This window comes from Nocardia sp. NPDC004604 (assembly GCF_040609795.1).
Lineage (GTDB): Bacteria > Actinomycetota > Actinomycetes > Mycobacteriales > Mycobacteriaceae > Nocardia.
This window is the reverse complement of record NZ_JBEXLC010000035.1, coordinates 46,065-65,891: the sequence shown is the minus strand read 5'-3', so window position 1 is coordinate 65,891 and position 19,827 is coordinate 46,065. Positions and strand designations below refer to the sequence as shown.

22 protein-coding genes are annotated in these 19,827 nt (G+C 65.8%); 14 read left to right on the top strand and 8 right to left on the bottom strand.

What is annotated here, in order from left to right; all coding sequences use genetic code 11:
- Window positions 1–7: 7 nt before the first annotated feature.
- Complete coding sequence (locus ABZW16_RS15570; protein ID WP_354956277.1) at window positions 8–181, bottom strand: class I SAM-dependent methyltransferase; 174 nt, start codon at window positions 179–181, stop codon at window positions 8–10.
- Window positions 144–1,142, bottom strand: coding sequence for a zinc-binding alcohol dehydrogenase family protein (locus tag ABZW16_RS15565; protein ID WP_354956279.1), 999 nt, complete (start codon window positions 1,140–1,142; stop codon window positions 144–146). Before ABZW16_RS15565 ends, ABZW16_RS15570 begins: the two co-directional genes overlap by 38 nt.
- Window positions 1,143–1,321: 179 nt before the next feature.
- Between ABZW16_RS15565 and ABZW16_RS15560 the strand changes: the two genes are divergently transcribed.
- Entirely contained in the window at window positions 1,322–1,963 is a 642-nt protein-coding gene (locus ABZW16_RS15560) for a TetR/AcrR family transcriptional regulator (protein WP_354956275.1), read from the top strand.
- Window positions 1,960–3,648 carry an FAD-binding dehydrogenase gene (locus ABZW16_RS15555; RefSeq protein ID WP_354956273.1) on the top strand — a complete coding sequence of 563 codons (1,689 nt, stop codon included), beginning with the start codon at window positions 1,960–1,962 and terminating at the stop codon, window positions 3,646–3,648. The genes ABZW16_RS15560 and ABZW16_RS15555 overlap by 4 nt, the downstream gene beginning before the upstream one ends.
- 3 nt (window positions 3,649–3,651) lie before the next feature.
- On the opposite strand, the gene ABZW16_RS15550 is transcribed toward ABZW16_RS15555, so the two are convergent.
- From ABZW16_RS15550 to ABZW16_RS15540, 3 genes are all read right to left on the bottom strand, one after another.
- Window positions 3,652–4,524, bottom strand: coding sequence for an expansin EXLX1 family cellulose-binding protein (locus tag ABZW16_RS15550; protein ID WP_354956271.1), 873 nt, complete (start codon window positions 4,522–4,524; stop codon window positions 3,652–3,654).
- A gap of 237 nt (window positions 4,525–4,761) precedes the next feature.
- Complete coding sequence (locus tag ABZW16_RS15545; protein ID WP_354956269.1) at window positions 4,762–6,030, bottom strand: bifunctional 3,4-dihydroxy-2-butanone-4-phosphate synthase/GTP cyclohydrolase II; 1,269 nt, start codon at window positions 6,028–6,030, stop codon at window positions 4,762–4,764.
- A gap of 77 nt (window positions 6,031–6,107) precedes the next feature.
- Window positions 6,108–6,740, bottom strand: a complete 633-nt coding sequence (locus ABZW16_RS15540; protein ID WP_354956268.1) for a PadR family transcriptional regulator — start codon at window positions 6,738–6,740, stop codon at window positions 6,108–6,110.
- 149 nt (window positions 6,741–6,889) lie between these two features.
- Here ABZW16_RS15540 and ABZW16_RS15535 point away from each other — a divergent pair, with 149 nt between their 5' ends.
- Window positions 6,890–8,518 carry an MFS transporter gene (locus ABZW16_RS15535; RefSeq protein ID WP_354956266.1) on the top strand — a complete coding sequence of 543 codons (1,629 nt, stop codon included), beginning with the start codon at window positions 6,890–6,892 and terminating at the stop codon, window positions 8,516–8,518.
- Window positions 8,519–8,573: 55 nt separating this feature from the next.
- Here the strand turns inward: ABZW16_RS15535 and ABZW16_RS15530 are convergent, their stop codons facing one another.
- Entirely contained in the window at window positions 8,574–9,719 is a 1,146-nt protein-coding gene (locus tag ABZW16_RS15530; RefSeq protein WP_354956264.1) for an acyl-CoA dehydrogenase family protein, read from the bottom strand.
- A 67-nt stretch (window positions 9,720–9,786) separates the two neighbouring features.
- Window positions 9,787–10,629, bottom strand: a complete 843-nt coding sequence (locus ABZW16_RS15525; protein WP_354956263.1) for an IclR family transcriptional regulator — start codon at window positions 10,627–10,629, stop codon at window positions 9,787–9,789.
- Window positions 10,630–10,869: 240 nt separating this feature from the next.
- Here ABZW16_RS15525 and ABZW16_RS15520 point away from each other — a divergent pair, with 240 nt between their 5' ends.
- The 8 genes from ABZW16_RS15520 to ABZW16_RS15485 all read left to right on the top strand — a co-directional run bounded on the left by ABZW16_RS15520 (window position 10,870) and on the right by ABZW16_RS15485 (window position 18,015).
- Window positions 10,870–11,346 carry a flavin reductase family protein gene (locus tag ABZW16_RS15520; RefSeq protein WP_354956262.1) on the top strand — a complete coding sequence of 159 codons (477 nt, stop codon included), beginning with the start codon at window positions 10,870–10,872 and terminating at the stop codon, window positions 11,344–11,346.
- Between the two features lie 96 nt (window positions 11,347–11,442).
- Window positions 11,443–12,588, top strand: a complete 1,146-nt coding sequence (locus ABZW16_RS15515; protein ID WP_354956260.1) for a Rieske 2Fe-2S domain-containing protein — start codon at window positions 11,443–11,445, stop codon at window positions 12,586–12,588.
- Window positions 12,589–12,641: 53 nt separating this feature from the next.
- Window positions 12,642–12,827, top strand: coding sequence for a hypothetical protein (locus tag ABZW16_RS15510; RefSeq protein ID WP_354956258.1), 186 nt, complete (start codon window positions 12,642–12,644; stop codon window positions 12,825–12,827).
- A 2-nt stretch (window positions 12,828–12,829) separates the two neighbouring features.
- Complete coding sequence (locus tag ABZW16_RS15505) at window positions 12,830–13,834, top strand: ferredoxin--NADP reductase (protein ID WP_354956256.1); 1,005 nt, start codon at window positions 12,830–12,832, stop codon at window positions 13,832–13,834.
- Between the two features lie 13 nt (window positions 13,835–13,847).
- Window positions 13,848–14,735, top strand: coding sequence for a VOC family protein (locus ABZW16_RS15500; protein WP_354956254.1), 888 nt, complete (start codon window positions 13,848–13,850; stop codon window positions 14,733–14,735).
- A 24-nt stretch (window positions 14,736–14,759) separates the two neighbouring features.
- Complete coding sequence (locus ABZW16_RS15495; protein WP_354956252.1) at window positions 14,760–15,965, top strand: LLM class flavin-dependent oxidoreductase; 1,206 nt, start codon at window positions 14,760–14,762, stop codon at window positions 15,963–15,965.
- Entirely contained in the window at window positions 15,965–16,996 is a 1,032-nt protein-coding gene (locus tag ABZW16_RS15490) for a zinc-binding dehydrogenase (RefSeq protein ID WP_354956250.1), read from the top strand. The genes ABZW16_RS15495 and ABZW16_RS15490 overlap by 1 nt, the downstream gene beginning before the upstream one ends.
- 56 nt (window positions 16,997–17,052) lie before the next feature.
- The gene (locus ABZW16_RS15485; protein ID WP_354956248.1) at window positions 17,053–18,015 is read left to right on the top strand and encodes a nitronate monooxygenase; all 963 of its coding nucleotides are present in this window, start codon (window positions 17,053–17,055) and stop codon (window positions 18,013–18,015) included.
- On the opposite strand, the gene ABZW16_RS15480 is transcribed toward ABZW16_RS15485, so the two are convergent.
- On the bottom strand, window positions 17,963–18,259 hold the full coding sequence (locus tag ABZW16_RS15480; RefSeq protein ID WP_354956246.1) for a three-helix bundle dimerization domain-containing protein: 297 nt from the start codon (window positions 18,257–18,259) through the stop codon (window positions 17,963–17,965). The two genes, ABZW16_RS15485 and ABZW16_RS15480, sit on opposite strands and share 53 nt — an antisense overlap.
- A gap of 158 nt (window positions 18,260–18,417) precedes the next feature.
- Here ABZW16_RS15480 and ABZW16_RS15475 point away from each other — a divergent pair, with 158 nt between their 5' ends.
- The 3 genes from ABZW16_RS15475 to ABZW16_RS15465 are packed head-to-tail and all read left to right on the top strand — an operon-like array spanning window position 18,418 to window position 19,772.
- On the top strand, window positions 18,418–18,807 hold the full coding sequence (locus ABZW16_RS15475; protein WP_354956244.1) for a hypothetical protein: 390 nt from the start codon (window positions 18,418–18,420) through the stop codon (window positions 18,805–18,807).
- 44 nt (window positions 18,808–18,851) lie between these two features.
- Entirely contained in the window at window positions 18,852–19,334 is a 483-nt protein-coding gene (locus tag ABZW16_RS15470; RefSeq protein WP_354956242.1) for a nuclear transport factor 2 family protein, read from the top strand.
- Between the two features lie 24 nt (window positions 19,335–19,358).
- The gene (locus tag ABZW16_RS15465; RefSeq protein ID WP_354956240.1) at window positions 19,359–19,772 is read left to right on the top strand and encodes an SRPBCC family protein; all 414 of its coding nucleotides are present in this window, start codon (window positions 19,359–19,361) and stop codon (window positions 19,770–19,772) included.
- Window positions 19,773–19,827 lie beyond the last annotated feature (55 nt).

Sequence of the window (19,827 nt, the reverse complement as noted above, 5' to 3'; positions counted from 1 at the left end):
GAAGTTTCTATTTATAGCCAAGGTGCATTGCAGCAACGCCACCTGTAAAGCTACGAACTTTTACATGACTGAAACCAGCCTGCTCAAATATCAACGCTGAATCGTGTCCTGGTAATCCCGTCCGCCCATGGAAGTTTCGGCGCTCAGGGGATGAGAACCGCTGCGCCGGTGAAACGTCCATGTGCGAGATCCGCGAGGGCTCGATCTGCCGTACCGAGGGAGTACCCAGTTGTCGTCACATGTATCCGGTGTTCGCCCGCCAGCGTGAGGAATTCGCGCGCGTCGGCGCGGGTGTTGGCAGTCACCGAGCGAATCTCGCGCTCCTGGAACAGGTGCCGCTGATAGTTCAGCGACGGGATATCGCTGAGATGAATGCCCGCGATGGCGAGCACGCCGCCGCGATCGAGCGCTTCGAGCGCGGGCGGCACCAGCTCGCCGATCGGTGCGAACAAGATCGCCGAATCCAGTTGGACCGGAGGCGGATCCGCCGCGCCCTGTACCGAGGCGGCCCCGAGGTCGCTGGCCAACTCGCGCGCGGCCGCATCCCTGGTCATCACGTGCACCTCGGCGCCGCGCGCCAGCGCGACCTGCGCGGCGATATGCGCACTGCCGCCGAAGCCGTAGATCCCGAGTCGTCCACCCTGGGGCAGATCCGCGCGCTGCAGCGCCCGGTAGCCGATGATGCCGGCGCACAGCAGCGGCGCGGTCTCCACATCGGTGTAGCCGGCGGGCAGCCGATGGGCGTAAGCCGCTGGGACAGTGGCGTATTCGGCGTATCCGCCATCGGAGTCCCAGCCGGTGTACTCCGAATACGGGCAGAGATTCTCCGCGCCGCGCAGGCAGTATCGGCAGCTGCCGCAGGTGTGGCGCAGCCAGGCGATGCCGACGCGATCACCGATGGCGAACTGCGACACCGTCGGCCCGAGCGCCACCACCTCCCCGACGACCTCGTGCCCCGGCACCACACCGGGCCGATGCACCGGCAGATCCCCCTCGGCCACATGCAGGTCGGTCCGGCAGACCCCGCACGCCAGCACCCCGACCAGCAGTTCACCGAGCCCGGGCGCCGGCACCGGTTCCCGGACCGCGTCCAGCGGTCCGGCATCGATCGGCCCCGGCCGCCGCACCCGCCAGCCGGTCATCTGCGTGCCCGCACTCGCATTCATACCGATCACTCCTCACCGACAGGGGGACGGTCCTTTCGGATTATCCACGCCGACCGCACCGGTCCAGCCGTTTCGCCGACGGTGAGTCGAGCTTCTGATACATTTCTGTATTGAATACATTCCTGTATCGAACTTGCCGCCCGAGGAGGTGCGCAGTGGCATCGACAACCGATGCGGATACCCCGGCGCGCCGGGTGACCCGCCGCCGCACCGAGACCCGCAAGCGCCTGCTCACCGCCGCCTACGAGGTCTTTGCCGAGGAGGGTTTCGGCCGGGCTTCGGTGGAGCGCGTATGCGATCGGGCCGGTTTCACCCGCGGCGCGTTCTACTCCAACTTCACCTCCCTCGACGAGTTGTTCCTGGCCATGTGGGAGCAGCGTTCGGCCGCCATGATCGCCGGTGTCCGGGCGACGCTGGACGGCTTCTCGGTCGATGGTGTCGTCGATGTCCGTACCGCGGTCGAGCGCCTGGACCGCGCCGTGCCGATCGACGAGGACTGGTACCGCATCACCGCGGAGTTCACCACGCACGCGCTGCGCACGCCCGGGCTGCGGCAGGTCATGGCCGAACGCGAGGAGGCGATCGTCGCGGCACTGATGCCGACCATCGTCACCGCACTCTCGCGCATCGGCCGGACCGTTCCCGATCCTGTCGCACTCGGTCAGGCCCTGGTCGCGGTGCACGACGGCACCGCCGTACAGGTGCTGATGGAACCCCGCAGCCGCAAGGTGCGCACGCGGCGCACCGACCTGTTCTGCCACATCGTGCTGGCCTACAGCACCGAAACCGAAGGATGACCATGTCCAACCCCAGTCCCGAATCCGCGCACGAGGCCGATGTCATCGTTGTCGGTGCTGGCCTGGCCGGTCTCGTGGCGACCCACGAACTGGTCAAGGCGGGCCGCAAGGTGCATGTGCTGGATCAGGAGAATCGCAATAACCTCGGCGGCCAGGCGTTCTGGTCGCTCGGTGGGCTGTTCTTCGTGGACAGTCCGGAGCAGCGCCGCCTCGGCATCAAGGATTCCTACGAACTGGCCATGCAGGATTGGCTCGGCTCGGCGGGATTCGATCGCGACGACCAGGACCACTGGGCCCGCCAGTGGGCGCAGGCCTATGTGCGCTTCGCGGCCACCGAGAAGCGGGACTATCTGCACGAGTTGGGTTTGCGGGTGACCCCCTTGGTCGGCTGGGCCGAGCGCGGCGGTGTGTTCGCCGACGGGCACGGCAATTCCGTGCCGCGCTTCCACCTCACCTGGGGCACCGGCCCCGAGGTGGTGCGGGTCTTCCAGGAGCCGGTGCTCGAGGGCGAGCGGCGCGGCCTGGTCGGCTTCAGCTTCCGGCATCGGGTCGACGAGTTGATCGTCGAGGACGGCGCGGTGGTCGGTGTGCGCGGCAGTGTGCTGGAGCCGACCGAGCTGGAACGCGGCCGGGCCTCCTCCCGAAATGTGGTCGGCGACTTCGAATTCCGCGCCAAGGCGGTCATCGTGACCTCCGGCGGCATCGGCCACAACCACGAACTCATCCGCCGCAACTGGCCCACCGAACGGCTCGGTCCCGCGCCGGAGACCATGATCTCCGGTGTCCCCGCACATGTGGACGGACGGATGCTCGGCATTTCCGAGGCCGCGGGCGGCGCAATCGTCAACCGGGATCGCATGTGGCACTACACCGAGGGCATTATAAACTGGAATCCGATCTGGCCCGATCACGCCATTCGGATCATCCCGGGCCCGTCCTCGCTGTGGTTCGATGCCAATGGAAAGCGTTTGCCCGCACCGTGTTTCCCGGGGTTCGACACCAACTCCACGATGAAGGAGATTCTGGCCACCGGCTACGACTACTCCTGGTTCGTGCTCACCCAGTCGATCATCGAGAAGGAGTTCGCGCTCTCGGGCTCCGAGCAGAATCCGGATATCACCGGCAAGGATCTCAAGCTGACGCTCAAGAGCCGGGTGGCCAAGGGCGCGCCCGGCCCGGTCGAGGCATTCAAACAGCACGGGGTCGACTTCGTCGTCGCGAATACCCTGCGCGAGTTGGTCGATGGCATGAACAAGATCGCGCGCGGTCCGCAGTTGGACTTCGATGCCCTGGAGGGCCAGATCATCGCTCGCGACCGTGACGTCGCCAATAAGTATTCCAAGGACGCCCAGTTGATGGCGATCACCAACGCGCGCCAGTACTTCGGCGATAAGGCGGGCCGGGTGGCCAAACCACACCGCATCCTGGATCCGGCGCACGGTCCGCTGATCGCGGTGCGGCTCAATATCCTGACCCGCAAGACCCTCGGCGGACTGCAGACCAATCTGGACTCCCAGGTCATGCGTCCGGACGGGACACCGCTGCCCGGGCTCTACGCCGCGGGCGAGGTGGCCGGATTCGGCGGCGGCGGTGTGCACGGATACAACGCACTGGAGGGCACCTTCCTCGGCGGTTGCATCTTCTCCGGCCGAGCCGCCGGTCGAGCCATCGCGAAACTCGGCTGACCGCTACCCCTTACAGCCGGTCGCGGCGACGCTCGATGGTACCTGCGGCGCGATGATGGGGACCGCCGTCGTCGGTGCGGGCGGCGGTTCCGGGATCGGCTCGGTGTAGAGGCTCAGGCCGGTGTCGCGCGGACCCTGATCCAGGAAGATCCCGAATATCTCCACCTGATGTCCGCGGACATCGGTCACCTGTGCCGCGAACGGTCCGGGTCCCGCACCGCTGATCGTCCAGTAGTTGTCCATGCCGCGGTCGAGCTCGAGCCACGGGCCGTTGTCCGGTACGGACCGTAATGCCACCCGCTGGATGGGATTTCCCGATCCGGTGACCAGCATGGCCAGCCAATTCGCTGACGAGTCCGGCTTCAGCTCGTAGCTCAGTTCGGGGGCGGGGAAGGGATCGCGGACCACGGCATAGCGGACCTGCGCGACGCCATCGGACCGGTCCGCGATCTGTTCGAAGGCGGCAGTGGTCAAATCCAGTTGTCCCGGAGCACATCCCGGGCAGCGATCGGCGATGAGCACCCGGACGTCACCGAGCGGGCCGTGCACATCGAGATAGGCGCCGCACAAATCGGCGTGGGCGTACTCCGCGGTGGAGATTCCCACGTAGAAGCCACTGGTCGGCAGCCCGGTGAACGAACAGGCAACGCCGGGACCGAAGGCGTAGTACCGCGCCTCCCCCCGCCGTGCGGGTATCGACGCCTCCGCGGTATGCCAGTTCACGACGCCGGTACTGCTGGTGGCCACCATCATTCGCGATGTGGTCCCGATATCGGGAACCGACCGCGTGGCAGCGCAGGACGGCTGCGGCTGGGGTCTGGCGATCCAGAGCGCCATGGCCACCGCGCCGAGTAGCGCGCCAACGGACGTCCACAACCACCTCGAACGGAAACGCTGCTGTCTGATCGGTATTCGGTGCACCGCTGTCCCCGACTTCCGGCTCACCCAACTCGCGGACTCTCGATCCTGACCCGATCAGGAAAGCAAACCGACCAGCAGCGTATGACTCGAACGAAAAATCTCCGTAGTGAAACACTCATATGTCGGCAATCTCACGGCAAATAGCCAGCATTCGGCTCGGCGCCGTCGCCGAAAATCGGAAAAGATCCGTCCTTACGAGCTAACTCTTGCCGGTTCCGCGTCGACGCCCGAGAGTTGATGATCCATCCGATCGCGCTTGGCGCGCAGGTAGCGGATGTTGTGTTCGGTCGGCGTCGCCTGCAGCGACAGCCGCCGCACCACCGTGACCCCATAGTCTTCCAGACCCAGCTGTTTGGCCGGATTGTTGCTCAGCAGCCGCACCGAGCGGATACCGAGATCGGCGAGCACCTGCGCACCCGCCGCATACCTGCGGGCATCGACCGGCAACCCGAGCGCCAGATTCGCTTCGACGGTATCGGCCCCGCGGTCCTGTAATTCATACGCCCGCAATTTGTTCAACAACCCGATGCCACGGCCCTCCTGGCCGCGCAGGTAGATCACCACGCCACTGCCCTCTTCGGCGACCGCCCGCAGGGCGGCGTCGAGCTGATCGCCGCAATCGCAGCGCAGCGAGCCGAGGGCATCACCGGTGAGGCATTCCGAATGCAGCCGGGTCAATACCGATTCCCGGCCCGGATCACCGAAAACCAGTGCGAGCGTTTCGGTTCCGGACACCTCGTCGCGATATCCGACGACGCGGAACTCGCCGAATCGGGTCGGCAGGCGGGTCTCGACCACCCGGGTCATGGTGTGCTCGACGCGGCGGCGGTACTCGATCAGATCGGCGATCGAAATAATCGGCAGTGCATGGGTTTCGGCGAACGCGAGCAGTTGCGGAAGGCGCGCCATCGATCCGTCGTCGTTCACGATTTCGGCGATCACACCGGCCGGTCGGAGTCCGGCCAAGCGGGTCAGGTCGACGGCGGCCTCGGTATGTCCGGCACGGCCGAGCACACCGCTGGGGTGCGCGCGCAGCGGGAAGACGTGGCCCGGTCTGGTCAGATCGTCCGGTCCGGTGCGCGGATCGGCCAGCGCGCGCACCGTGTGCGCGCGGTCGGCGGCCGAAATCCCGGTCGTCACACCGGACGCCGCATCCACCGACACCGTATACGCCGTGCCCTTGGGGTCCTCGTTGACCGGCGTCATCGGTGGCAGCCGGAGCCGGTCCAGATCCGCACCGGCGAGCGGCGCGCACAGCACGCCGCTGGTGTGCCGAACCATGAAGGCGATCGATTCCGGCGTCGCCAAGGCGGCGGCCAACACCAGATCGCCCTCGTTCTCCCGATTCTCATCGTCCACCACGACGACCATGCCGCCCGCCGCGAGCGCGGCCAGAGCGGTCTCAATGGGATCCAGCGCCGACCCGATGGTGCGACGCTGATCTGCGAACTCGGTACGCATGACCACCTCCTCCTATATGACTAGTAGAAGTATTTCGACTAGTCATAGGAAGCGGGCGTCCCGGTGAGTGGACGAATTCAGGAAGCGCGGCGACCTTTACTCTTCGCCGTCTTCTTCTGCGGGGCTCGATCGGCGAGTTTGTCCACGTCGGCGAGCAGTTCCCTGGCGAAGTCGCGCTCGGCCTCGTAATGGCGCACACACCAGCGCAATACCGCCCCCGGATAGGCCCAGTCCGGGTTCTCATCGGCGCCCTCGGCGTCGACCTCGGCCAGTTTGCGCATCTTCTCCGCATATCCGATGTGCTCGGTCAGGATTTCGCGCAGTCGGTCCGGTTCGGCGAGATGACCGAGCCACGCGCGCAGCATGACGCTGTGCTTGAGCACCGGCGCTTCCACCGGCGCGTGGTTCACCCAGTGCGCCGCGGCGGCGCGGCCGCTCTCGGTGATCGCGTACATCCGCTTGCCGCGCACGCCGTCGTCCTGCAGCACCGTGCGCGAGGTGGCGTAGCCATACCTCTCGAGGCGTTTGAGCTCGGCGTAGATCTGGCTGAACGATGGGCTCCAATAGAAGAATTGCAGGCTCCAGTCGGCCCATTTCTTCAGGTCGTAGCCGGAGAGTTCCTCGGCGTGCGAGAGCATGCCGAGCACGGCCCAACTGGTCGTCGGCAGATCGGGGACCCTGGCGTCCACCGGGGACTTCGCTTCGGTCACGGTAGGACTATATCGCTTAGGCATATTTCGGGTGAAACATCCCGTTCAGTGGGATTCGAAAGATACGACCGACAACGCTTTGTGACAGGTTTCACAAATCATCACCATCGAACACCACCAGGTCGTTCCCGAACTGCGGAGCCCGATTCATGTCCACCATTTCCAAAGATACCGCCGCCGAAAGACCGAGCGGCGCAATCGAATCCGCTGATACCGGCCGACTCGACGGCGCATCGCCCGCCAGGATATTCGCCGTTCTCGCGGTCATCGTGGCGTTCACCGAGGTCGCCCCGATGCAGTACACGATCGTCGCGGCCGCACTGCAGAAGATCGCACCGACCTTCCCCGGCATCGGCGCCAATATCAACTGGGCCATTATCGTCTTCGGCCTCATCGGCGCCGCCGCGTCCCCGCTCATCGGCAAGATGAGCGATGTCTGGGGCAAGAAGCGGATGTTCCTGGTCTGCGGTGTGCTCTTCATGATCGGATGTGCGATCGACGCGGTCACCAACTCCTGGGGGCTGTTCCTGATCGGGCGCGGGTTGCAGGCGACCGCGATCGCCACCGCGGTCATCGCCTATGGATTGATCCGAGATCTACTGCCGCGCAAATATGTTCCGCTCGGCCTCGGTGTCACCGCGACCGGGCTCGGACTGTCCGCGGTCGGCGGGCCGCTGCTCGGCGGATACCTCGTCGACAACTACAGCTGGCGCGCGATCTTCTGGGTGCTGGCCGGATTCACACTGCTGATGCTGCCGCTGGTGTGGATCGTGGTGCCCGAATCGAAGTTGCGGGTCAGCGATCGCATCGATGTGTTCGGTGCGGTACTACTGTCGGCCGGGGCCGCGTTGACGCTGATCTACCTGGACAAGGGCCAGGACTGGGGTTGGCGCGAACCGCTCACGCTGGCCTGGCTGTTCGGCGGCATCGCGTTGCTGGTGTTGTTCGTCGTGGTCGAGTTGCGCGTCACCCGGCCGATCATGGATATGAAACTGCTGTTCCATCCGCGGGTGGCGCTGGTCCTCGGCGGTGCGCTGTTCGCGTCGTTCCTCATCGGCGTCCAGTCCTACGCACTGGGCTATATGACCCAGACCCCGGATTCCGATACCGTGGCCGCCGGTGTCCAGCAGGCCACCCTCGCGCAGATCCAGCAGCAGACCGGTCAGTCGATGCCGCCCGCGATGGTCCAGGTGCTACTGGATCCCGGATACAGCTACGGAAATGGCTTCACCCTTTTGCAATTCGCCATCCGAGTCGCACTGTTGCAGTCCGTACTCGCCATGATCTGCGGCGCCCTGGCCGGTGCGCTGGCCCGTAAGATCGGGGCCCGGCTGCCGTTGATCTTCGCGCTCATGCTGTTCGTCGGCGCGGGCGTCGGCTACGCCGTCCTGCCCCACACCTGGGTCGTATTCCTGTGGGTGAGTGCCGCATTCGGCATCGGATTCGGTTTCTACTACGCGTCCATGCCCATTCTCATGGTCGAGGCCGTGCCACAGGAACAGCAGGGCATCAGCCTCGGCATGCTCGGCGTCATGCAATCCATGGGCGTCGCCATCGGCTTGGCCATTGTCACCGCCTACCTCAACGCCAGTCCGATCACCGCGCAGGTGAGCGTCGCCGGTCAGCCCGCACAAGGATCCGTCATCCCGCAGGTCTTTGCCGACCACGGCTACGAAATGGGCTTCTGGTTCGCGGCGGGCGCCTCGGTGATCGCCCTGCTGATCGCCCTCGCCATGCGCCACGGCCGCACCCCCGCCACCGGCGGCACCGCCCACTGACACGACGCGGACAGCGGGCCGGGACCGACGGGTTCCGGCCCGTTTTCGTGCACAGTCAGTCGGTGAAGCCGTCCATCATGGACAACACGCGGAGCATGACCTCGTCGGCACCGCCGCCGATGCTGAGCAGGCGGCTGTCACGGAAGGCGCGCGAGGTCCAGGTTTCCTCCATATACCCCATGCCACCGTGGATCTGCAGGCACCAGTCCGCCACCTGGCGGCCGAGGCGGGCGGCTTCCAGTTTGCAGATCGTGGCCATGCGGGTGACATCGGTGCCCGCCATATAGGACTGGGCGGTGGTCTCGGTATAGACGCGCAGCATATCGACGCGGGCGGCGAGTTCGGCGTAGGTGTATTGCAGATACTGGTTCGCGGTCAGCGGGTGGCCGAACACTTTGCGCTGTCGGGCATAGTCGCGGGTGAGTTCCAGTTCGAGTGCGCAGGTGATGGGCACACTGTAGGAGGCGAACATTCGCTCCATCACGAATTGCGACATCTGCTGCTGGAAGCCGCGCCCGATCTCACCGATGGTGTTGCGCACGGGAACTCGGACATTGTCGAGGGTGAGCAGACCGGTATCGGAGGCGCGCATACCGAGCTTGTCGAGTTTGCGGTCGACCCGGAATCCAGGAGTTCTGGTGGGAATGATGATCTGGCTGATGCCGCGGTAGCCGCCCTCGTCGGAGGTGCGCACCAAGGTGCACAGCCAGTCGGCCTGAAGGGCGTTGGTAATGAACATCTTCGAGCCATTGATCACCCAGTCGTCACCGTCGCGACGGGCGTGCGTCCGGATCCCCGCCACATCCGAACCGGCCTCCGGTTCGGTGACCGCGACACCGCAGACCAGCTCGCCGCGCATGGCGGGCGCGAGAAACTCCTGTTTGAGTTCCGCACTGCCGTGCGCGTGCAATGACGGCGTCGCCATCGCGACGTGCACGCCGAGCGCCATCGGGAACGATCCGTGCGCGACCCGGCCGAGTTCCTGACACAGCACCACCGTGAACAGGTGGTCCGCACCCTGGCCACCGTAGGCCGGATCGTATTCCAGCCCGAGCATCCCGAGTTTCGCCATATCCGCGAAGATCTCGTGCAACGGCATCCACTCGGCGCGTTCCCACTCATCGACATGCGGATTGATCTTCTGCTCGACATACCGCCGTACCAGCGCACGGAATTCCTGATGCTCATCGCTGTAGATCACGTCGCCCTCCTCACCGAGGCCCCCACTCCGACGCTAGCCGAGCCCGCCGCCTAAGACGGCCGAATGATCACCGCCAGCGCGCGTGGCGCGGAAACAGTGCGCGCCCCGCCTCATGCGCCACCTCGACCAGGACACGCGCCAACCGGGCGGTATCCAGAGCCGTTCGCTCCCCGCCGATTTGGCCGGACAGCGACAGCGCCCCCACGGCGGCCCCCCGGCCCCGAATCGGCACCGCCACGCAGGCGATGCCGGTGATCGATTCCTCGTTGTCCAGGGCAACACCCTGCCGGTGCCGGATCCTGGTCAGCTCACGATGCAGTTCCGCCTTGTCGCAGATGGTGCGCGGCGTCAACTGCGGCAACCGGTCCCGGAAGGATGTCTCGACAATGCTCGGCTCCAGCGAGGCCAGCAGCGCCTTGCCGAGTGCAGTGGTGTGCGCGGGCATCCGTCCGCCCAGGCGGGTCGGGATGCTGGCGGTAACCCGGCCACCGGCCTTGTCCAGGTACAGCACCTCGCGCCCGTCGAGCACGCCGAGATGGCCGACCATGCCGGTCCGCTGACACAGATCGTGCAGCAGTGGACTCACCACATCGCGAATCTCGTTGTGGTCGGCGGCGAGTCCGCCCAGTTCGAGCGGACGCATGCCGAGTCGGTAACCGCCGGGCGCGTGCGCCAACCAGCGTAGCCGGATCATCTGGTCCAGAATCCGGTGCACGGTGGACCGGGGCAGGCCGGTGCGTTCGGCGAGCCCGAGTAGCGTCAGGGTCGGTGTCGAACCGTCGAAAGCGTCTAGGATCAGCGTCATCCGCTCGATCATGGATACCGGCGTCTGCGCGGGCCGGGTGGTCGGTCGACCCGAACCCGACAACAGCTGTTCGGACTGCGGGCCGGTCAGCACCTCGACCGTCATGGCGCACCTCCATTGTGTAGCGGATCTAGCTTAGAGTATTTCGATTAGGCATGTCCGTTTTCGGCACACCTGTTCGTGTCCCCCATCACAGTGCCGTCGCGCGGACAACCCGGAATCCCGAAAACTACGGAGATCGCTACGGATCTTCTCGGTAGCCGGAATCCGTTATTGACAGCCCACCGAGCGCGCCGCTTACCTTCATGGCGAAACGGAATATTTCTAGTCGAAACTAGGAGCGCCATGGCCGTCGTGCTGGACTTCAAGGCCGTCCTCGGCCGGTTCGCCACCGGAGTCACCGCGATCACCGCCCTGGACGGCGCCGAACCCATCGGGTTCGCCTGCCAGTCCTTCTCCGCACTGTCCCTCGATCCGCCCGCGGTGGCCCTGTTCCCGGCCAGGACCTCCACCACCTGGCCGCGCATCCGGACCGCCAGCAAGTTCTGCGTGAACGTGCTTGCCGCGGATCAGGAGGATGTGTGCAGACAGCTCGGTCGCAGCGGTGCCGATAAATTCGGCGGCCTCGATTGGCAGCCGTCCCCCAATGGCTCACCGCTACTGGCCGGATCGATCGCGTGGATCGATTGCGAACTCGGCGGCGAACTCGACGGCGGTGATCACACCATCGTCATCGGCAAGGTCACCGCGCTCGGGGCGGACCGTGAGGCCGATCCGCTGCTGTTCTACCGCTCCGGATTCGAGCGCCTTACCAGCGTTTGAGCTTGCTCCCGACCAGTGGGACGCCGCCTTTCGGCAACGGCGGACACCGCCGAACCATCGAAGCACAACGACACGGACGACGAACGTGGAGGACCAATGAGCCCGGCGAACACCGACGACCAGGTGCGCGTGATCGACACCGGCGCCCCGCCGACCCGATACGCCCGCGGCTGGCACTGCATCGGCCTTGCCGACAGCTTCCGCGACGGTAAACCGCACACCATCGAAATCTTCGGCACCGAACTGGTGGTGTTCGCGGGCGAGGACGGCACGCTGCATGTGCTCGACGCCTACTGCAGGCATATGGGTGGCAACCTCGGTGACGGCACCATCAAGGGCGACACCATCGCCTGCCCGTTCCACGACTGGCGCTGGAAGGGCAATGGCCGCTGCGCCGCGATCCCCTATGCCCGCCGGGTGCCCCCGCTGGCCCGCACCAAGTCCTGGGTCACGATGGAGCAGAACAAGCAGCTGTTCATCTGGAACGATCCGGAGGGCAATCCACCGCCCGCGGATGTCGCGATTCCCCGGATCGAGGGCGCGTTCAGCGACGAGTGGAGCGACTGGACCTGGAATCAGATCACCATCGAGGGTGCGAACTGTCGCGAGGTCATCGACAACGTCGTGGATATGGCGCATTTCTTCTATGTGCACTACGCCTTCCCGACCTACTTCAAGAACGTCTTCGAGGGGCACATCGCCAGTCAGTACATGACCTCGATAGGCCGCGAGGATATGCAGGGTGAACTGGCCAAGGAAGCGGGCGGCCAGAACACGCTGCATTCGGAGGCGCACTACTACGGCCCTTCCTACATGATCGATTACCTGGTCAACGAATCCAATGGGCAGACAGTCGAATCCGTGCTGATCAACTGCCACTACCCGGTCTCGCCCACCAAGTTCGTGCTGCAATACGGCGCGATCGTGAAGAAGCTGCCCGGGCTCTCGGCCGATGAGGCCGAGGCGATGGCGGTGCGCTTCGCCAATGGACTCGGCCGCGGTTTCGAACAGGATGTGGCGATCTGGGAGCGCAAGACCCGCATCGACAATCCGCTGCTGTGTGAGGAGGACGGACCGGTCTATCAGCTGCGGCGCTGGTACGAGCAGTTCTATACCGATATCGCCGAGGTGGAGCCGAAGATGACCGACCGTTTCGAATTCGAGGTCGACACCACCCGCGCGATCACCGCGTGGGAGGCCGAGGTCGCCGAGAATCTGGCCGCCCAACGCGCGGACGCTTGAACGGACCAGTGATGGATTGCGTCACCTGCCACGCCTGTCGAAACCAGGTGTCCGTGGTCAAATTCAGCCCCGCGCATACGAGTGTGCAGTGGAGTTCCGCCGCTCGCGCGCACTGTGCCGAGTTCGCCCGCGATGGCGGCGGGCCGGTGCGCGGCTGCGCGGCCTTGCGCGACAGTATCGAAAAGGCCGTCACCTCAGGCGAAGTCGGGTTGACCACGCGTGATAGGGATCTGCTGTGAGCATGGCGGAAACACTGCGGGTGGTTCGCGTGATCGCCGAAACCCACGACGCGGTATCGCTGGAACTGGTCGCCGAATCGGGTCGGCCACTGACCTATCGCCCCGGCCAGTTCCTGACACTGCGGATACCCAGTGCGCGAACCGGTTCGGTGGCCCGCTCGTACTCGCTGTCCAGCGCACCGCACGAGGACGGGCCGCTCAAGGTCACCGTCAAACGGACCGAGGGCGGCTACGGTTCGAACTGGCTGTGCGATAACGCCGTCGCGGGCATGACCATCGATAGTCTGGCGCCCGCAGGAGTCTTTACGCCCGACTCGCTCGACACCGATCTGCTGCTGCTCGCGGCGGGCAGCGGGATCACGCCGGTGCTGTCCATCCTGAAATCGGCACTGGCGCAGGGGTCCGGACGCTGCACCCTGATCTATGCCAACCGCGACGATGACTCGGCGATCTTCGCCGACGAACTGCGGTCGCTGACCGCCAACTACCCGGATCGCCTGGTCGTGCTGCATTGGCTCGAGTCCGTACAGGGCTTGCCGTCGGTGCGCACACTGACCACCCTGGTCGCGCCATGGTCGGACCGCGAGGTATTCGTCTGCGGCCCGGTGCCCTTCATGGACGCCGTGGTCGAGGCGTCCGTCAATCTCGGCATGGACCGCACCCGCGTGCATGTCGAGAAGTTCGTTTCGCTATCGGGCGACCCCTTCGCCGAGGTCGACGACGACACCGGCGACGCCGCGCTCGTCGAGGTCGAACTCGACGGCACTACCAACGAATTCCCCTGGCCACGTAATACAGTGCTGCTCGATCTACTGCTCGCCCGCGGCGTCGAAGCACCGTACTCCTGCCGTGAGGGCGCCTGTAGCGCGTGTGTCTGCCGGGTCGTCGACGGCGAAGTGAAGCTGCTGCGCAACGAAGTACTGGAACGCGAGGACCTGGCCGACGGCTATGTGCTGGCCTGCCAGGCGGTGCCGGTAACCGACACGGTCCGGATCACCTATGAATGAGGAGAACACCCCTATGGGCATTATCAGCTCGCTCGGCTATGTGAAGGTCGCGGTCGCCGATCCGGCGGCCTGGCGTACCTTCGCCTTCGATGTGGTCGGCTTCGCCGAGGGTACCGGTCCGGATCCGGACGCGATCTACCTGCGCATGGACGAGCACGTCGCGCGCCTGGTCCTGGTGCCGGGCGAGACCGACAAGGTGCTCGCCATCGGCTGGGAGGTGCGCGACCACCGCGCGCTCGCGGAGGCGCGAGAGGCGGTGGAGCAGGCCGGAATCGAAGTTGCCGCGCTCACCGTGGCCGAGGCGGATGCCCGCAGCGTGGAGGAGGCGATCACCTTCCGCGATCCCTCCGGCACCACCATCGAGATCTTCCACGGCCCGGTCCTCGACCACAGCCCCGTCGTCGGCAAACACGGAAACCGTTTCGTCACCGAGGGTCTCGGTCTCGGCCACGTGGTGCTGCCGGTGCCCGACCTCGACGGCGCGTTCCGTTTCTACACCGACGTCCTCGGTTTCCTGCCACGCGGCGCGTTCCGGCTGCCGACGCCGCCCGAGTACGGTCCGGTGCGCATCCGCTTCCTCGGTGTGAATCAGCGCCACCACAGCCTGGCGCTGATCCCCTCCGACGGTAAGGAGGGCTCGGGCCTGGTGCACATCATGGTCGAGGTCGACCGTCTCGATGATGTCGGCCGTGCCCTGGATCGGGTGAACAAGGCCGGATACCACCTGTCCTCCACGCTGGGCCGCCACACCAACGACAAGATGATCTCCTTCTACGTCCGTACGCCGGGCGGCTGGGATCTCGAATTCGGCACCGAGGGTGTGCTGGTGGACGAAACCACCTACACCGCAGAGGAAATGACGGCCGACAGCTATTGGGGTCACGACTGGGACCGCAGCTGAACCACCGCACGTAAGGACAATTGAATGAGCGACAACCAGTTCGGCCCGACCAGGTTCGGATTCTTCATCGCGCCCTACCATCCGCTCACCGGCAACCCGACCCTGCAACTCCAGCGCGACCTCGCACTGGTGGAGCTGGCCGACCGACTCGGCTTCGCCGAGGCCTGGGTCGGTGAACATCATTCGGCCGGACTGGAGATCATCGCCGCACCCGAGGTATTCCTCGCCGCCGCGGCCCAGCGGACCAGCCGCATCCGTCTGGGCACCGGTGTGAACTCCCTGCCCTACCACCAGCCGATGATGCTCGCCGACCGCATCTGCCTGCTGGATCACCTGACCATGGGCCGCACCATGATGGGCGTCGGCCCCGGTCAGCTGGCCACCGATGCCGCCATGATGGGCATCGATCCGGTTCGCCAGCGCGACATGATGCACGAATCCATGGACGTGCTGGTCCGCCTGCTGCGCGGTGAGACGGTGACCGCCGAAAGCGACTGGTATCACCTGAGCGAGGCCCGCCTGCAACTGCTGCCCTATCAGGTCGACGGTCTGGAAATGGCGGTGGCCTCGACGATTTCACCGTCCGGCGCGGTGCTGGCCGGACGGCACGGCGCCGGTCTGCTGTCCCTGGCGGCCTCCGATCCCAGCGGATACGATGCGCTGCTGCCGAATTGGCAGGTCTATGAGAAGACCATGGCCGAACACGGCCAGACCGTCGATCGCGCCAAATGGCGGCTGGTCGCGCCGATGCACATCGCCGAAACCCGCGAACAGGCGATGTGCGAAGCCGAATGGGGCGTCGGACATCTCGTCGACTACATCGAAAAACTCAGCGGCCGCAGCGCGCCGTGGAATACCTCGGCCCGCGCCGCCGTCGAACAGTGGACCGGTGCAGGGTTCCCGGCCTTCGGCCGCGCCACCATCGGTACCCCCGACGATGCCATCGCGACCATCGAGAAACTCGCCGAACAGTCCGGCGGCTTCGGCACCTTCCTGCTGCTCGGACTGAATATCGCGGACTGGGACGCCACCCAGCGTTCGGCCCGGCTCTTCGCCGAACGGGTGATCCCGCATTTCACCCGGGCCAACCGCAATCGCACCGCCTCGCTGGAGTGGGCGCATGCCAATAGCGAACGCATGATCGGCGGCCTGACCGCTGGCATTCAGAGTGCCTTCGAAAAGTACGGCCAGACCTTGGCTTCCGCACTGGGCACCGAGGAGGCCAACTAATGCGCGCGGTGGTGATGCGGGCCGGTGCGCTGGTCGTCGACGAGGTGCCGGAGCCCGTGCCCGGACCCGGCCAGGTCCTGGTCGAGACGATTTCCTGCGGTATCTGCGGATCCGATAAGCAGGCCCTGGACTACACGGACGAATTCCTGCAGGCCTCCCGCGACAGTGGCGTCCCCACTTTCCAATTCGATCCCGATCGCGATGTCGTCATGGGTCACGAAATCGCGGCACGAGTGGTCTCGGCCGGACCGGATACCCCGCATACCCAGGGACAGTTGGTGGTGGCCCTGCCATGGGCCATCGATCATGTGGGCCAGATCCACGGTGTCGGGTTCTCCAATGAATTCCCGGGCGGCTACGGCGAACGCATGGTGTTGCAGGCCATGGCGTTGGAGCCGATTCCGGATTCGGTCGCACCGCACGTCGCGGCGCTTACCGAACCGCTCGCCGTCGGCTTCGGCAATGTCGCGCGCACTGGGATCGGGCCCGGCGGCTCCGGCATCGTGATCGGTTGCGGCCCGGTGGGTTTGGGTGCGGTCGCCGCGCTGGCCGAGCGCGGGATCGCCCCGATTGTCGCCTCCGATCCGTCGAAGCTGCGGCGCGATACCGCATTGCGGCTCGGCGCGCACCGCGTTGTCGACCCCGCTGCCGCAGATCCGATCGAGGTATGGCGGGAGGCCGCCGCCCCCGGCCAGCTCCTGCACGTCTGGGTCTGTGCCGCGGTCCCCGGCATGATCAACGAGCTGATGTACAAGGTCCCGCGCCTGACGACGATTCTCCAGGTCGGCGCGGTGATGACCGACGATGTCATCCGCCCGATCGTCGGCATCTACAAGGACATCTCGCTGCAGATGTGCATGGTCTACCCGCATGAGGAGTACGCGAAGACCCTGCACCGCATTGCCGACGGCACCATCGATGCCGCCTCGCTCATTACCGATCAGGTCGGGCTGAGCGGCGTCGCTGGTGCCATCGACGCACTGCGCAATCCGGACGATCACATTCAGATCCTGGTGCGACCGGATCTCTGACCGCCCCGGGGCCGTATCGTCGAGGACGGCAGTCGAGGGCGACGAAGGGGCTGGTCATGGCATTGCGTACCGATCTCACCGAGATGTTCGGCATCGAGCACCCGGTCATGCTGGCCCCGATGGGCGGGGTGGCGGGCGGCGAGCTGGCCGCCGCGGTTTCCGAGGGCGGCGGATTCGGCCTGATCGGCGCCGGTGGCGGCGATCAGGACCTGCTCGATCGGGAATGCGGGGTGCTCACGGCCCACACCGAAAAGCCCTGGGGCGTCGGGTTATTGAGCTGGGCAACCGATCTCGATGCCGTACTGCGAGTAGTGGAGCGCCGCCCGGCGGCGATCATGTTGTCCTTCGGCGATCCCACACCGTACGCGGATGCCGTACTGGCGGCCGATATTCGCCTGCTCGTCCAGGTGACCACCACGGATGAGGCCGCCCGCGCCCTCGACGCGGGCGCGCATGTCCTGGTCGCACAGGGCGGCGAGGCGGGCGGACACGGCGGCGCGCGCGGCACGCTGCCGTTCGTACCAGCGGTCGTGGATCTGGCGGGGACGGTGCCGGTACTCGCCGCGGGCGGCATAGCCGACGGTCGCGGGCTGGCCGCCGCACTCGTGCTGGGTGCGGCCGGTGCGCTGATCGGGACGCGCTTCGAGGCCACAAACGAAGCCCTGATATCCGCCGAACAGGCAAAGGCCATCGTCGAGGCCGATGCGGGTGACACCGAACGCAACCGGATCATCGATATCGCGCGCGAATCCCCGTGGCCCGCCGAATACACCGCCCGCACGCTGCGCAATAGCTTCCTCGACGAGTGGCACGGCCGCGAAGCCGAACTCGCGGCCGATTCGGTTGCGCGACAACGGTATCGAGACGCGGCCGAGCGGGGCGATCTGGACTGTCTGCCGACCTGGGCGGGCGAGGCGGTCGGCCTGATCGACGGCCTGGAGTCGGCCGCCGATCTGGTGGGCCGGATCAGCGGCGACGCCGAGCAGGTGATTCGGCGTGCCGCAGGGCGCTGCGGTTAGTCGGCTCATCCTCGGTCATCGCGTGTAGCCATTCGCGGGTGTAGCGCTCGGCCAGCAACGGCAGGAAGTTGTCGATGGTGGCGTGGTCCGCGACGTGGTCATAGGCGGAGCGCAAGCACTGGTCGACGGTTTCGTCGGGGACCCCGTCGAATTCGCGCTCCAATCGCCGCGCGGCGGTACGCAGTGCCAGCTGCTGATCAATGGACGGCTCATGGTGTTCGTGCGGGGTGCGACCTTCGGTCATGGCGGACTCCTGGCCAAGATGAACTTGCAATGCGGTGGGCGCAGCGGGGCGCGCCGACTACTGCGTCCACCAACCGGATACCCGCTGTGGCCGCGCGAACACCCGCAATTGCGGGGCGGATCCGGTGCTGTTCCCGGCGCGGATTCCGCGCTACCGTTTTGGCATATATCAATAGCCTCGCGGAGGTGGTCGGAATGCTCGGCAAGAATCCGACGTGGGTGGCACCGGAGGCGTGCACGTTGCCCACCGAACAACAGCCATTGCGCGTAGGTGAGTTCGCGCTCCTGTTCGCCACGGCACTGCGCAAGATCGAGCGCCCGGCGCCGACCCTGCTCCGACTCGAACTCGACGCCGCGGCCACGGCGAGCGCGCAAGATCTCGCGGCCCGCGAATCGAGCTGCTGCGCCTTCTTCAGCTTCGCGTTCACCCCCGCCGAGCCGGGCGCGATATTCATGGATATCCAGGTGCCATCCGCCCACATCGCGGTCCTGGACGGCCTCGCCGCACAGGCCGTGGCCGCACAGCCGACGGCTCCGTCGGATGGCTAGAACAAGTTCTTGTTTTGCCGCTTCGTCAGTGCCAAGCTGAACGGATGGATCTCGACGCCATCGAAGCCGTCCGCCAGCTCAAGTACCGCTACTTCCGAACACTGGATCTCAAACAATGGGACGACTTCGCGGACACCCTCGCGGTCGACGTCGCCGGTCGCTACGGCACCCATGCCATGGGCGCACCGCTGTCCCTGGACGGCCGTGACGCCGTCACCGCGTTCATGCGCGAGAACCTCGGGCCCGCCATCGTCACGACCCATATCGCCAACCATCCGGAGATCACCGTGGACGGCGATACCGCAACGGGCTCTTGGGCTTTCGAGGACACCGTGATCGCCACCGAATACGGCGTACTGATCCGCGGCGCGGGCTACTACACCGACAGCTACCGCCGCGACAGCGACGGCCGCTGGCGCATCACCGCGACGAGCTATCAGCGGATCTACGAGTCGATGCAATCCCTCGCCGACACCCCCAGCTACCAACTCCTGTCCAACATGTGGGCGGCCGGGACCCCGAAATAGGACAGCCGATAAGGTGGATCCGTTATGGCCACCATCCGGCATGAAATTTCGATCGACGTCCACCCGAAGCACGTATGGGCGGCCCTGCGCGATATCGGCGCCGTGCACGAACGCCTGCTGCCCGAATATGTCGTCGATACCCGAATCGATGGCGACGTCAGATTTTTGACCATGCCCGGCGGCAATGTGATCCGCGAACTGATCGTCACCATCGATGACGAGGCACGCAGGCTGGCCTACTCGGCCGTCGAGGGCTTCCAATTGCCACTCACCCACCACCACGCCTCCTTCCAGGTACTCGATGCCGACAACGGTCGCAGCACCCTGGTTTGGGTCACCGACGTACTACCCCACGATGCCGCCGACCAGGTGCGCCCGCGAGTCGAACGCGGCGCCCAGGTAATCAAGACAACCATCGAACAACACCATCCAGCCTGAGACCACCCACCCACCCCACCTACCGCGCGCCCCACCAAAAAACGACCGTCATGAG

Bases quoted from the DNA above. Each gene is read 5' to 3' on its own strand.
- ABZW16_RS15570 (WP_354956277.1), bottom strand. From the start codon at position 181: ATGGACGTTTCACCGGCGCAGCGGTTCTCATCCCCTGAGCGCCGAAAC.
- ABZW16_RS15565 (WP_354956279.1), bottom strand. From the start codon at position 1,142: ATGACCGGCTGGCGGGTGCGGCGGCCGGGGCCGATCGATGCCGGACCG.
- ABZW16_RS15555 (WP_354956273.1), top strand. From the start codon at position 1,960: ATGACCATGTCCAACCCCAGTCCCGAATCCGCGCACGAGGCCGATGTC.
- ABZW16_RS15545 (WP_354956269.1), bottom strand. From the start codon at position 6,030: ATGCGTACCGAGTTCGCAGATCAGCGTCGCACCATCGGGTCGGCGCTG.
- ABZW16_RS15535 (WP_354956266.1), top strand. From the start codon at position 6,890: ATGTCCACCATTTCCAAAGATACCGCCGCCGAAAGACCGAGCGGCGCA.
- ABZW16_RS15525 (WP_354956263.1), bottom strand. From the start codon at position 10,629: ATGACGGTCGAGGTGCTGACCGGCCCGCAGTCCGAACAGCTGTTGTCG.
- ABZW16_RS15520 (WP_354956262.1), top strand. From the start codon at position 10,870: ATGGCCGTCGTGCTGGACTTCAAGGCCGTCCTCGGCCGGTTCGCCACC.
- ABZW16_RS15515 (WP_354956260.1), top strand. From the start codon at position 11,443: ATGAGCCCGGCGAACACCGACGACCAGGTGCGCGTGATCGACACCGGC.
- ABZW16_RS15505 (WP_354956256.1), top strand. From the start codon at position 12,830: ATGGCGGAAACACTGCGGGTGGTTCGCGTGATCGCCGAAACCCACGAC.
- ABZW16_RS15500 (WP_354956254.1), top strand. From the start codon at position 13,848: ATGGGCATTATCAGCTCGCTCGGCTATGTGAAGGTCGCGGTCGCCGAT.
- ABZW16_RS15495 (WP_354956252.1), top strand. From the start codon at position 14,760: ATGAGCGACAACCAGTTCGGCCCGACCAGGTTCGGATTCTTCATCGCG.
- ABZW16_RS15490 (WP_354956250.1), top strand. From the start codon at position 15,965: ATGCGCGCGGTGGTGATGCGGGCCGGTGCGCTGGTCGTCGACGAGGTG.
- ABZW16_RS15485 (WP_354956248.1), top strand. From the start codon at position 17,053: ATGGCATTGCGTACCGATCTCACCGAGATGTTCGGCATCGAGCACCCG.
- ABZW16_RS15480 (WP_354956246.1), bottom strand. From the start codon at position 18,259: ATGACCGAAGGTCGCACCCCGCACGAACACCATGAGCCGTCCATTGAT.
- ABZW16_RS15470 (WP_354956242.1), top strand. From the start codon at position 18,852: ATGGATCTCGACGCCATCGAAGCCGTCCGCCAGCTCAAGTACCGCTAC.
- ABZW16_RS15465 (WP_354956240.1), top strand. From the start codon at position 19,359: ATGGCCACCATCCGGCATGAAATTTCGATCGACGTCCACCCGAAGCAC.